This window comes from Microbulbifer sp. ARAS458-1, assembly GCF_045348205.1.
Classification (GTDB): Bacteria; Pseudomonadota; Gammaproteobacteria; order Pseudomonadales; family Cellvibrionaceae; genus Microbulbifer.
The window spans coordinates 1,075,636-1,088,471 of the sequence record NZ_CP155838.1 but is presented as its reverse complement, the minus strand read 5'-3'; the positions used below and the strand labels follow the sequence as shown (position 1 = coordinate 1,088,471).

Genomic DNA, 12,836 nt, shown 5'->3' with positions numbered 1-12,836 from the left:
CACCCTATTGATCAATCTCGAGCAATATGCGTGCCAAATTTTTTTTGCATCTCCCGCATCCAGGAGGTAGCCAGGCCACGTCCTAGAGAAAACCACTGAATTGGATCGAGTAATGAAACCCCTGCTCCCCCTAGTGTTCTCCGCCGCATTCACCTTCGCCACGGTCTCTGTACCAATGGCGGCAGCAGCGACCGAGGAGAATAAAGCTACTGAGGCGTACTCCCGGCAGTGCAATATCGATATTCACCACCAGGTTACCGTCGGCCCCGGCTTCCTCGAAGTTTGGGATGTAGACAGTGGCGGGCCACTGTTTGCCTTCAATGCGCCAGACCAGCTCGCGGTGGGTAACACTGGTCTGCTCCTTACCGCCCAGCAGCAGGAGTTGATGGAGGGCTACCAGCAGGGGCTGCACAGTGCGGGACGGGAAGTCTCCGCTCTTGCCATCGCGGCGGTTGATGTTGCCACCGAAGGCATGGGCATCGCCCTTGTGGCGCTCGCCGGCCCCGATGATTCAGACACCCGCGCCTACCTCGCCGACGCTCGGCGCCTGCGCGATACTGCTGCCAAAGAAATGGAACAACCGGGAGAAGTGTTTACTTATGGCAGCCCCTGGGTGGAGGGCAACTTCAGTACAAAGCTCGAAAGTGAACTGGAGCCGCAGATCGCAGATCTCACTACACGCTTTGCCGGCAAGATTGCCTGGCATGCGATGAAAGCCGCGTTAACCGGTGGGGCCAGTATCGAGGAGCGCGCCGAAGCTGCGGCAGAAGAAGCGGAGAAGATTGTGGAAGCGAAAGCCGAAGTGTTAGAAGCCCGCGCGGACAGCCTGTGTGAACAGGTACAAGAACTGGACCAGCTCGAGCTGGCCCTGCACAAGGCAATTCCGGAGTTAAATGGTATCGAACTGATCAATACCAAGTAACCCCGCTAAACAGATACCCCCTAGTACTCGGCCGCCTGAATCGAATTCTGCGCGGCCTTTTTTAGGGATCAGGATTTCTTGGCCACGCCCAGCTCACCTAATGTACGTGCCATATCCTGAGCACTGGTGGCTGGTTTGATGTCCTTGTCGATCTTGGCAACGTTACCGTCCTTGTCGATGTATATCGTAATCCGCTTGGCCATATTCAGCACCGGCATTTTCACGTCGTAGGCCGCTGCCACTTCCCCCGAGGGATCGCTGAGTAACGGAAAATCGGCCTTCTGCTCCGCGGCGAACTTGGCGTTTTCTTCCACCTCGTCGGTGCTGGCCATAAAATAGGCCACATCGTATTCGCGAATCAGGTGGCCGTTTTCGGCCAGGGATTTGCACTCGATGGTGCAACCTTTGGTAAACGCCTTCGGATACCAGGCAATCACTACCGCCTGCTTACCTTTGAAATCGGCCAGTTTGTAGGTTTTTCCATCCGACGCCTGCAGGGAAAACTCCGGTGCTGGGCTTCCCACTTCCAGTGCCAAAGCGGGAACAGTGATTACCAGCATCCCCAGCCAAAGAAACAGTTTTCTCACATTCCTCTCCTCAAACGATGTTTATTTCACCAGGTCCTACGGCCGGCAAAAAGTGACTTGATATTCAGCTGCAGTTTCAGGCTTTTTACCTCTGGCTTCAACGGGATTCACCTCATAAAATGGCGCAATTTTGCGCAATCAGCATCAGGGAAAAGGGCACCAGGCAGTCATTTACTTGCCGCGCATGGACAACACACAATAATTGATAGCCCCAGCCCTGACATGCCTGAATTCTCCGTTCGCCGAAACCTTACCCTGCGCGTGCTCTGCGCCATCGCCTTCCTGACATTGACCGCCTGTGGCGGCGGCGGTGGCGGAAACGACGCCGTCGAAGACACGGAGTTGCAGCCTCCAGCACCATCTTACGCTCCGGGAGACGACCTGGATTCGTCCGACGGCAACACTCCAGCCTCCGGTAGTGGAGAATCAGAAAATCCGCTGAATCCTGGTGAATATGCCCAGCTGACTTCATGCACGCCGTTTACCGGCAATAACGAGGCCCCTTTCAAGGTGCTTTTTGCCAATCTGGATTCAGCGCCCTTCTTCAATGAAATAGTACAGGATGCCGTAACCAATCAGTTTCGCGCCCTGACGCCTTTCTCCGAATTCCAAAGCCAGTTTGCTTTCTATGAAATCGATCTGCAGGGCTTTTCCGCTCTGGGGTGTTCCCACAAGGACAAGGGCGGATTCAGTTGTGACACTGAGCAGGTGCACCGAGCCATTTTAGAGCAGTGCGCCAGTGATGATATTCACGGGATTCTGAAAGTCGTTATCGGTGAAAGTGATTACGGCGCGTCCGGTGGCGAGATCATCTACGTTGCCAGCGACAGGGACTGGCTGAATATCGAAACCACCCTGCACCAGCTGCGCAATATCATCATCCATGAGATCGGCCATAATTTCGGTCTCGCCGATCTATACGACAGCCCCATTAGTAAGGACGGTATAAGTGCAGAGGGATGGCCCAGTAAATTATCCAGAGAGTGGGCGAATCTGGACGGACCTGGATGCAGTAAATGGTGCAATAGTTTCAAACCAGCATCCGAGTATGTGCAGTCCGCAAACGCCACCTGCCCGACGCTCACCGACAGAGAAAGCTGTACCAGTTATAACCGCACCGCAGATGGCACGTGTGAAACCGATGAGAATGGCAACTACAGTTGCTGCGGCTGGTCAGAGGATACCGTTGACGATTACTTCGGTTCTCAATGTACCCCGGCGTGGGGCTCTGAAAACATTGGCCAAGATTGCCTACAGGGTACCGGCTGCTATTACGGCGGCGCCCATGGCAATAATTCCTGGCGACCAGTAAAAACCTGGGAGGACAGTATTATGTACGGCGCAGGACATTCTCAGTCCTTCGACGCGGTATCGGAGCAGGCGTTGCGTGAGGCCATTCGATGCTGCGGTACCTCGGATGACAGTACAGAGTCCTGCGCAGTATTTCGCGCGGATTACAATACATTTCTTCTCGACTACCAGCCGTTTAAAAATCGCCTGGGTTCCTGCGGTACTTTTTAGTACCACCAGTATTAGTACTGCCAGCACTCTGGAAACCCGTTGATCGACCGCCGTCGTCAGGGGCTCTCTAGCAGAAACCGATCGAACGCAGTCTCTAATCGACGAGCAGCCCCGTGCAGCCCCTTCGCCTGCAGCAGGTGAGCAATACACTCCGCCGTGCACAAACAACCCTCCCGCTGATTACGCCGCAAGGTAAAGCGGGAGGGCTTTGGGGTATCCAGTTCGATTCTTGGTAGTTTGTGCAGGTAGGGGCTACGGTTGTACATTTTGCGGGCCTCCTGCCAGGTGCCGTCTAGCAGGATAAAGGTGTCACACTCTGCGATCCTCAAGGGGCCGGCCTCGCGGCCATCGCATTGAACCTCACTGGCGGGATATAGCAGGGCAGTGCGCGGTCTCTTTAGCAAAGCGAGCAGAGAATCATCCGGCTCCTTACGACGCCACAGGACACGCCGCACCCTGTTGGACACAGGCTCCCCAACTACTTCCAACACCAACCGCCCGGTATTGGTTGGTCGATCCAGCTCGCGCTCGTGGGTGAGCAGGATTACCTGCACATTTCTCACTGTCTACTACCGACTATAAATCACTGAGATTGCAGTACGCGCGTAACATCCAGCATACGATTGGCAAACCCCCATTCGTTATCAAACCAGATCAATACTTTGACCAGTCTGTTGCCGGCAACGCGGGTCTGGCTGGCGTCGACAATGCCGGAACGGGGATCGTGGTTGTAGTCACAGGAGGTGAGGGGCTCTTCACTGTAACCGAGGACGCCACAGAAGCGGGTTTCCGCTGCGGTTTTCAACACGGAATTAACCTCGGCTTGGGTGACGGTCTTTTTCAATTGCACCGAAAGGTCGATGGCGGAGACGTTGATAGTGGGCACGCGCATGGCCTGGGCTTCGAATTTGCCGGCCATGTCGGGGAGCACCCGTTCGATGCCGCGGGCGAGCCCGGTGTCCACCGGAATAATCGACGAGATGGCGGAGCGGGTTTTACGCAGGTCGGTGTGGTGGTAGGCGTCGTTTACCGGTTGGTCGTTCATCGCGGAGTGGATGGTGGTGATGACGCCGGCTTCGATGCCGAAGGCGCTCTCCAGGGCGGCGATGACGGGGATGCTGCAGTTGGTGGTGCAGGAGGCGGCGGAGATGATGGTTTCATTGCCCGTGAGCGCGGTGTCGTTGACGCCGTATACGATGGTGGCGTCGACGTCACTTTGCGCGGGTTGGGAGAAGATGACTTTTTTGGCCCCCGCTTTTAAATGCAGTTCGGCGCGCTGGCGCTCGGTGAAGCTGCCGGTGCATTCGAGGACGATGTCGACCTGGGGATTGCGCCAGTCGAGGTCTTCGAGGTCTCGGTAATGGGTGACGGCGATCTGGTCGTTGTTGATGTGCAGGGTTTCGTTATGCACTTCGACTTTGCCGTGGAAGCGGCCGTGGACGGTGTCGTATTTGGTGAGGTGCGCAATGGTGGCGCAGTCGGCCAGTTCGTTGATGGCGACGATCTGCAATTGGTCGCGCAGGTTGGATTCGTACAGAGCTCTCAGGACGCTGCGTCCGATACGGCCGTAGCCGTTTATCGCGAGTCTTATTGGTGCTTGGTTGGGCATGTATTCCTCGGGCCTTTTCCACCGCCTTCGATCAATGCTCTGTTCCCGTGCGGTGGCGGTCAAGCACCGGGCATAAGGTTTAGGAACCGCTGTGAATACATCCCTGTACGCTGCGTCGGCGACGTCCCTGTCGCCGACGCTTCCGAAACCCTATGCCCGGCACTTGCCCTTCTCGATGGGCCGCTGAACTACGTTAGCAGCTTACCTAGTAATTACTTCAGCAACCCTTCGACAGCTTCAGTAACTTTCTCAGCAGTGATGCCGAAGTGCTTCATCAGGTCACCGGCCGGTGCGGATTCACCGAAGGTGTCCATGCCAATGATGGCACCGTCGAAACCAACGAACTTGTACCAGTAGTCCTTGTGGCCGGCTTCTACGGCGACGCGGGCGCGCACGCTGGAAGGCAGTACGGATTCGCGGTAGTCGGCGGGCTGGGCGCAGAAGGCTTCGGCGCAAGGCATCGAGACGACGCGCACTTTGCGGCCGGACAGTTGTTCGGCGGCGGCGGTGGCGAGCTCTACTTCGGAGCCGGTGGCGATGATGATGGCTTCGGGCTCGCCGTCGCAATCGCGCAGGATGTAACCACCCTTTTCGACGTTGGCCAGCTGCTCTTCGGTGCGCGCCTGCGGGGCGAGGCCCTGGCGGCTGAAGATGAGGGCGCTGGGGCCGTCGTTGCGGGATACGGCCATTTTCCAGCTAACCGCAGATTCGGTGGCGTCACAGGGGCGCCAGGTCTGCAGGTTTGGTGTAGCGCGCAGGGCGGTCAGCTGCTCTACCGGCTGGTGGGTGGGGCCGTCTTCGCCCAGACCGATGGAGTCGTGGGTGTAGACGAAGATGACTTTCTGCTTCATCAGCGCGGCCATACGCACGGCGTTGCGGGCGTATTCCATAAACATCAGGAAGGTCGCGCCGTAGGGCACGAAGCCGCCGTGCAGGGCGATGCCGTTCATGATGGCGCTCATGCCGAATTCGCGCACGCCGTAGTAGACGTAGTTGCCGCTGGCGTCGTCGGCGCTCACGCCTTTGGAGCCGGACCAGATGGTGAGGTTGGAGCCAGCGAGGTCGGCGGAGCCGCCGAGGAATTCCGGCAGCAGCGGGCCATAGGCGTTCAGGCTGTTCTGGCTGGCTTTACGGGAAGCAATTTTCTCGCCGTCGGCCTGACACTGTTTGATGTATTCGTCGGCCTTGGCGAGGAAGTCCGCGGGCAGGTCGCCTTTCATACGGCGTACAAACTCTTCCGCCAGTTCCGGGTGGGCTTCTTTATAGTCTTCGAAGATATCGTTCCACTCGTCTTCCTGTTCGGCGCCTTTGGCGCGGCCGTCCCAGGCGTGATACAGGTCTTCGGGGATAACGAATGGCTCGTGCTTCCAGCCCAGGGTTTCGCGTACCAGTGCGATCTCTTCGTCGCCCAGCGGCGCGCCGTGACACTCTTCGCGGCCCTGCTTGTTGGGGGAGCCGAAACCAATCACGGTCTTGCAGCAGATGATGGTGGGCTTGCGGGTCTCAGAGCGGGCTTCTTCGATGGCGGCCTTAATCGCAGCCGGATCGTGACCGTCCACGTTCGGGATTACGTGCCAGCCATAGGATTCAAAGCGCTTGGGCGTGTCGTCGGTGAACCAGCCTTCTACTTCACCGTCGATGGAGATGCCGTTGTCGTCATAGAAGGCGATCAGCTTGCCCAGGCCCAGGGTACCGGCGAGGGAGCAGGCTTCGTGGGAGATACCTTCCATCAGGCAGCCGTCACCCAGGAAGCAGTAGGTGTTATGGTCAACCAGCTCGTAGCCTTCACGGTTAAACTGGGCGGCGAGGACCTTCTCGGCAAGCGCCATACCCACGGCATTGGTGATGCCCTGCCCCAGGGGGCCGGTAGTGGTTTCTACACCCGGGGCGTAACCGTATTCCGGGTGGCCCGGGGTCTTGGAATGCAGCTGACGGAAGTTCTGCAGCTCGTGGATGGACAGGTCATAGCCGGACAAATGCAACAGGGAATACAGCAGCATGGAACCGTGGCCATTGGACAGCACAAAGCGGTCGCGGTCCGCCCACTCGGGGTTGGCCGGGTTGTGTTTCAGATAGTCGTTCCACAGCACTTCGGCGATATCTGCCATACCCATGGGGGCGCCCGGGTGGCCGCTTTTGGCTTTCTGGACCGCGTCCATGGCGAGGGCGCGGATGGCGTTAGCCTTTTCTGTGCGAGACGGAGTAGAAGACATAGGGATCTCTCGGTTTGGGATCTTCGGTTCATCAGATGCGCTGCGGGCCCGGCTCTGACGGCCAGCTTGCCGCGACCCGTCGGCCGGAGGTTGTCGATGACCGGCAAAACGGGGGCAGTATTTTCCCGTAAACCCCCGCCGGGCGCAAAGGCCGCGGGTTCAATTCTTTACCGAAGGCAGCAACATTTTCCTAATAGATAGCGCTCCTGACGCGGTTCCATCCGCCCGGGCGGCGTTAGTTACATCTGCATCAAATTATTTCGATACACCTTTATCGAAATATTTTGATATAGCCTGAAAGCGCTGCTAGACTCCGCGCCATGCTTGACTCCAGCCAACCGTCTGCGACGGGTGATGCCAACAAAGAATCACACGCCAGCGACCCGATCCCGCAACTGGCGGCGACCCTGAAGGCCGCCGGCGATCCGCTGCGGCTGGAGATACTGCGCCTGCTGAGCCAGGACTCCTACAGCGTGCTGGAGCTGTGCCGCATCTTCGAGCTGCGCCAGCCGGCCCTGTCCCACCACCTCAAGGTATTGGCGCAGGCGGGACTGGTGAGCAAACGCCGCGAGGGCAATAACCTGTTCTACCGCCGCACCGCGGGCAGTGTGCTGCTGCAGCAGCTGTTCAGCGGCTTGGATCAGCTGCCACTGAGTGCATCCCGCGCGGCCACTGTGGATCAGATCGCGTCCGAGCGCGCCGAGGCCTCACGCCGTTTCTTCGCGGATTACGGCAACCGCTTCCGCGAGCAGCAGGAGTTGATCGCCAGTTATAGCGTCTACGGTCCACAGGTAGCACAGCTGCTGAAACCGGGCCGTCACGCACTGGAAGTGGGCCCCGGTGAGGGAGAGTTTCTGGAGGAGCTGGCGAACCGGTTTGGTACGGTGACGGCGCTGGACCTGTCGGAGACGATGCTTACGCGGGCGCAGGCGTTTGCCGATGAGCGGGGGCTGCAGAATATCGAGTTCGTGTGTGACGACACCCGCGCGGCGGCATCCCGTCCGGAAAGTGCGGACTGCATTGTGGTAAATATGGTGCTGCACCACACCCCGGAGCCGGCGCAGATTTTTCACGATTTACAGAAGGCGTTGAAGCCGGGCGGACAACTGCTGATTACCGAGCTGCACGATCACGGGCAGGACTGGGCGAGAGATGCCTGCGGGGATTTGTGGCTGGGGTTTGCGCCTCAGCAACTGGTTGAGTGGGCCGCAGAGGCGGGCCTGCAGAAAGGGCGCAGTGAACACAGCGCCCTGCGCAATGGGTTTCAGATTCAGATTCAGGAATTTTTGAAGCTTTGAGCTTCGTCGCTTTTTGTATGAGCTCTTTTTTAGCTCTGGCTTCACGAACAACATATTTACTTCGTAAGCAGCTTTCGCAAACAGCAACAAAGTCGCGAAATAGGAATTGAAGGCCGAGGGGCCGGGGAAAGGTTTCAAAAGCGTCGGCGACAGGGACGTCGCCGACGCAGCGTACAGGGATGTATTCACAGCGGTTTTGAAACCTTTCACCGGCCCCTTGGCCGCCACAGAACCAGCACCAGTGCTCCGGACTGAAAAGCTACGAAGCACGAAACAAGATTGACGCCAACCGCCGGAAGCGGAAAAAGGAGAAGCTCAAAATGAGTGAATACAGCATTTTTACTTCGGAGTCGGTATCCGAAGGCCATCCGGACAAAATTGCCGATCAGATTTCCGATGCGGTTCTGGACGCCCTGCTGGCGCGTGACAAGAACGCGCGGGTTGCCTGTGAGACGCTGGTGAAAACCGGTATCGCAGTAATTGCCGGTGAGATCAGCACCTCTGCATGGGTGGATCTGGAAGATCTGGTACGCAAGGTAATTACCGATATCGGCTACACCTCTTCCGCCGTGGGTTACGACGGTGAAACCTGTGGTGTGATCAACGTCATCGGCAAACAGTCGGTGGATATCGCCCAGGGCGTTGACCGGGTGAAACCGGAAGACCAGGGTGCCGGTGACCAGGGCCTGATGTTTGGCTACGCCACCGATGAGACCCCAACCTTTATGCCTTCTCCGGTGTACTACGCACACCGTCTGGTAGAGCGTCAGGCGGAAGCGCGCAAGTCCGGTCTGCTGCCGTGGCTGCGCCCGGATGCAAAAAGTCAGGTGACTTTCCGCTACGACGAAAACGGCAAGCCCTGCGCGATCGACGCGGTGGTTCTGTCCACCCAGCACAACGAAGAAGTCACTCAGGAAGACCTGCGCGAAGCGGTGCTGGAACTGATCGTGCACCATGTACTGCCGGCCGACCTGCTGCATGAAAACACCAAGTACCACATCAACCCTACCGGCAAATTTGTCATCGGCGGCCCAGTGGGCGACTGTGGACTGACCGGGCGCAAGATTATCGTGGACACCTACGGCGGTTCCGCACGTCACGGCGGCGGTGCTTTCTCCGGCAAGGACCCGTCCAAAGTGGACCGCTCTGCGGCCTACGCCGGTCGTTACGTGGCAAAAAATATCGTCGCCGCCGGCCTCGCCAACCGCTGTGAGATTCAGGTGTCTTACGCCATCGGCGTCGCCGAACCGACCTCGGTTTCCATCAACACCTTCGGCACCGGCAAGGTGAGCGACGAGCGCCTGATCGAACTGGTTCGGGAAAACTTCGACCTACGCCCCTACGCAATCTCCAAAGCGCTGGACCTGTTGCACCCCATGTATCAGCTCACCGCCGCCTACGGCCATTTTGGTCGCGATCCGTTTGAGCACAGCTACAAATGGATTGATACCAACGGCAAAGAGCAGGTGGAAACCTTTACCGCTTTCCCGTGGGAGAAGACCGACAAGGCTGAGACCCTGCGCGCACAGGCTGGTATTTAATTCATATTGTCGTCATTCCGGCGCAGGCCGGAATCCAGCGCCACGAAACTGGATACCGGCCTTCGCCGGTATGACGGGGAAAAACTTCAAAGATTTAGGTAATGAACCAAATGAGCACCGAATTCAAAGACTTCAAAGTCGCCGACATTTCCCTGGCCGACTGGGGCCGCATGGAAATTGAAATCGCCGAAGGCGAGATGCCCGCGCTGATCACCCTGCGTGAAAAATACCGCGCTGAACAGCCGCTGGCGGGCGCCCGTATCATGGGCTGTATCCACATGACCATCCAGACCGCGGTCCTGATCGAGACCCTGGTGGCCCTGGGCGCGGAAGTGCGCTGGTCGTCCTGCAATATTTTCTCTACCCAGGATCACGCTGCTGCGGCAATTGCCGCCTCCGGCATTCCGGTATTCGCATGGAAAGGTGAAACGGAAGAAGAATACGAGTGGTGTCTGGAACGCACCATCGGCGCAGACGTACCCGGCTGGCAGCCAAACCTGATTCTGGATGACGGCGGCGACCTCACCGAGCTGCTGCACCGCAAATACCCGGAGCTGCTGGATAAGTGCCACGGTATCAGCGAAGAGACCACCACCGGCGTACACCGCCTGCAGGACATGCTGAAAGCAGGCACCCTGAAAGTACCGGCGATCAACGTAAACGACTCAGTAACCAAAAGTAAAAATGACAACAAATACGGTTGTCGCCATAGTCTGAACGACGCCATTAAGCGCGGCACCGACCACCTGCTGTCCGGCAAGAAAGCGCTGGTCATTGGGTACGGTGATGTGGGCAAAGGTTCCGCTGCTTCCCTGCGTCAGGAAGGCATGATCGTAAAAGTCACCGAAGTGGACCCCATCTGCGCCATGCAGGCGTGCATGGACGGCTTCGAGCTGGTTTCCCCGTATATCAACGGCGTCAACGACGGCACCGAGTCCTGCATCAACAAGGAACTGCTGGCGAACACCGATCTGATCGTCACCACCACCGGCAACGTCAATGTGTGCGACGCAAATATGCTGAAGGCACTGAAGTCCGGCGCGGTAGTTTCCAATATCGGTCACTTCGATAACGAAATTGATACCGCGTTTATGCGCGAAAACTGGCAGTGGCAGGAAGTAAAACCGCAGGTGCACAAGATCGTGCGCGACGCGGCCACTAACGACCACCTGTTGCTGTTGTCCGAAGGCCGCCTGGTTAACCTGGGTAACGCCACCGGTCACCCGAGCCGCATTATGGATGGCTCCTTTGCCAACCAGGTGCTGGCGCAGATCCACCTGTACAACGAGAAGTTTGCCGACCTGCCGGCGGACCAGAAGGTTTCCGCGCTCTACGTAAAAGTACTGCCGAAGCACCTGGACGAGGAAGTGGCCAAGTACATGGTCGAAGGCTTTGGTGGTGTGATTACCCGCATGACCGAAGACCAGGCCAAGTACATCGGTGTTTCCGTGGATGGCCCGTACAAGCCGGAAAGCTACAAGTATTAATTGACCTCTCAGGTACTGGATGCCGGCCTGCGCCGGCATGACCAAGCAACGTCATCCCGGACGTGAGCCGGGATCCGGCAAACCGAGGGAATGGAACAGAATAATGAGTGATTTACGCATCAGCTTTGAATTTTTCCCGCCCAAGACCGAAGAGGGTCGGGAAAAACTGAAGAACACCCGCGAAGAACTGCAGGCCTTCGACCCCGCATTCTTCTCGGTCACCTACGGTGCCGGCGGCACCACCCGCGATACCACCGCAAACATCGTGTGCGAGCTGCGCGGAAAGGGTGTTTCCATCGCGCCGCACCTGTCATTTGGTGGCGACAACGAAGAGATCGTTCTCGGCCTGTTGAACCGCTACAAAGAAGCCGGTGTCGATCGCATCGTCGCCCTGCGCGGTGATATGCCGTCCGGTATGGGCTCCGTGGCGCAGCTGGTATATGCCAACGAACTGGTGGCATTTATCCGCCGCCACACCGGTGATCACTTCCACCTGGAAGTGGCGGCTTACCCTGAAATCCATCCGGAAGCGGACAGCTATGATGCGGACATCCGATTCCTGAAAGGCAAGTTCGAGGCCGGCGCCAACAGTGCCCTGACCCAGTACTTCTACAATCCGGATGCCTATTTCTACTTCCTGGATCAGTGTGAAAAGGCAGGTATCGATGCGCCGATCTATCCGGGTATCATGCCGATTACCAACTTCACCAATCTGGCGCGCTTCTCCCGCAACTGTGGTGCGGAGATTCCGCGCTGGTTGAGGTACCGCATGGAGAGTTTCAGCAATCCGGAAGATGTGAAAAAGCTAGGACTGGAGATCGTGACCGACCTGTGCGAGACGCTACTGGAAGGCGGCGCACCGGGGCTGCATTTCTACACCATGAATCAGGTGGGGCCGACGGCCGACATCCTGAACGCTCTGGAGCTATCCAAAGAAGCTTGAATTAATTCCCGGGCGGTGCCGCTACCGGGTATACCCGGTAGCGGCACCTTCGCGGCAACCTTCTTAGAAAATAATTTATTAATTACTCTGCAGCTTCTGCGGATTCCCCAACCGCACATTAATCGGCTTGCCATTAAAGTCGATCACCCGCACCACCAGCCTGCGATTCTGCTCCCTGCCCCGCTGGGTATTGTTGTCTGCGATCGGGTCCGAATCACCCAGCCCGGTGGCCTCTACCCGTTCTGAGTTTATCCCTCGCTCCAGCAAAAACTGTTTCACCCAGTTCGCCCGCCACTGGGATAACTTTCGGTTCTTGTCCGGGTCACCCGCATTGTCGGTGTGGCCCTCCACAACGATTTTCAGCGCAGGGAAGTCCCGCATGATCACCAACAGCGCTTCGATGTCAGCCAAGGTGTCCATCTTCGGCGCAAAGCCGCCGGGGTCAAAGTCCACATTCAGCACAAATGCATCGCCGCGTTCGCGGGTCTGGCCCATCAGGTAGCGGACCATGTCGTCACCGAACGGGGCCGCCTCGCGGGCACTTTTTTCGCCCAGACCATTGCTCACCAAGTCGCGGGGATCCAGGGAATACTTTTTTGTAGGATCTGGGCAACCGCTTACAAGCAGAGCACTCAACACGACGCCGAATGCGACACAGTGACGCAATAGTGGCTGACGGGAAACGACAATTGGCATAGGGGCCGACTCCTTCGAA

At 57.8% G+C, this 12,836-nt stretch carries 11 protein-coding genes; 6 read left to right on the top strand and 5 right to left on the bottom strand.

The features are described from left to right. Positions 1-112 precede the first annotated feature (112 nt). Positions 113-922 carry a DUF2884 family protein gene (locus AAFH99_RS04495; protein WP_406828780.1) on the top strand — a complete coding sequence of 270 codons (810 nt, stop codon included), beginning with the start codon at positions 113-115 and terminating at the stop codon, positions 920-922. A 68-nt stretch (positions 923-990) separates the two neighbouring features. Here the strand turns inward: AAFH99_RS04495 and AAFH99_RS04490 are convergent, their stop codons facing one another. Beyond that, positions 991-1,509, bottom strand: coding sequence for a peroxiredoxin (locus tag AAFH99_RS04490; RefSeq protein WP_231491977.1), 519 nt, complete (start codon positions 1,507-1,509; stop codon positions 991-993). A gap of 222 nt (positions 1,510-1,731) precedes the next feature. On the opposite strand from AAFH99_RS04490, the gene AAFH99_RS04485 reads away from it, so the two are divergent. Further along, entirely contained in the window at positions 1,732-3,030 is a 1,299-nt protein-coding gene (locus AAFH99_RS04485) for a hypothetical protein (RefSeq protein ID WP_406828779.1), read from the top strand. 56 nt (positions 3,031-3,086) lie between these two features. On the opposite strand, the gene AAFH99_RS04480 is transcribed toward AAFH99_RS04485, so the two are convergent. The 3 genes from AAFH99_RS04480 to tkt form a co-directional block, all read right to left on the bottom strand. Further along, complete coding sequence (locus AAFH99_RS04480) at positions 3,087-3,584, bottom strand: tRNA-uridine aminocarboxypropyltransferase (RefSeq protein ID WP_406828778.1); 498 nt, start codon at positions 3,582-3,584, stop codon at positions 3,087-3,089. A gap of 29 nt (positions 3,585-3,613) precedes the next feature. Further along, positions 3,614-4,639, bottom strand: coding sequence for a type I glyceraldehyde-3-phosphate dehydrogenase (gene gap, locus AAFH99_RS04475; RefSeq protein ID WP_043320172.1), 1,026 nt, complete (start codon positions 4,637-4,639; stop codon positions 3,614-3,616). A 212-nt stretch (positions 4,640-4,851) separates the two neighbouring features. Further along, on the bottom strand, positions 4,852-6,852 hold the full coding sequence (gene tkt, locus AAFH99_RS04470) for a transketolase (protein WP_406828777.1): 2,001 nt from the start codon (positions 6,850-6,852) through the stop codon (positions 4,852-4,854). A 320-nt stretch (positions 6,853-7,172) separates the two neighbouring features. Here tkt and AAFH99_RS04465 point away from each other — a divergent pair, with 320 nt between their 5' ends. The 4 genes from AAFH99_RS04465 to metF all read left to right on the top strand — a co-directional run bounded on the left by AAFH99_RS04465 (position 7,173) and on the right by metF (position 12,121). Continuing rightward, positions 7,173-8,150, top strand: coding sequence for a metalloregulator ArsR/SmtB family transcription factor (locus AAFH99_RS04465; RefSeq protein WP_081848159.1), 978 nt, complete (start codon positions 7,173-7,175; stop codon positions 8,148-8,150). A gap of 320 nt (positions 8,151-8,470) precedes the next feature. Beyond that, positions 8,471-9,691, top strand: coding sequence for a methionine adenosyltransferase (gene metK, locus AAFH99_RS04460; RefSeq protein WP_043320170.1), 1,221 nt, complete (start codon positions 8,471-8,473; stop codon positions 9,689-9,691). A 101-nt stretch (positions 9,692-9,792) separates the two neighbouring features. Beyond that, complete coding sequence (gene ahcY / locus AAFH99_RS04455) at positions 9,793-11,178, top strand: adenosylhomocysteinase (protein WP_406828776.1); 1,386 nt, start codon at positions 9,793-9,795, stop codon at positions 11,176-11,178. 103 nt (positions 11,179-11,281) lie between these two features. After that, positions 11,282-12,121 carry a methylenetetrahydrofolate reductase [NAD(P)H] gene (metF, locus tag AAFH99_RS04450; protein WP_043320169.1) on the top strand — a complete coding sequence of 280 codons (840 nt, stop codon included), beginning with the start codon at positions 11,282-11,284 and terminating at the stop codon, positions 12,119-12,121. A 78-nt stretch (positions 12,122-12,199) separates the two neighbouring features. Here metF and AAFH99_RS04445 read toward each other — a convergent pair whose 3' ends face one another. Beyond that, positions 12,200-12,817 carry an OmpA family protein gene (locus AAFH99_RS04445; RefSeq protein ID WP_406828775.1) on the bottom strand — a complete coding sequence of 206 codons (618 nt, stop codon included), beginning with the start codon at positions 12,815-12,817 and terminating at the stop codon, positions 12,200-12,202. Positions 12,818-12,836 lie beyond the last annotated feature (19 nt).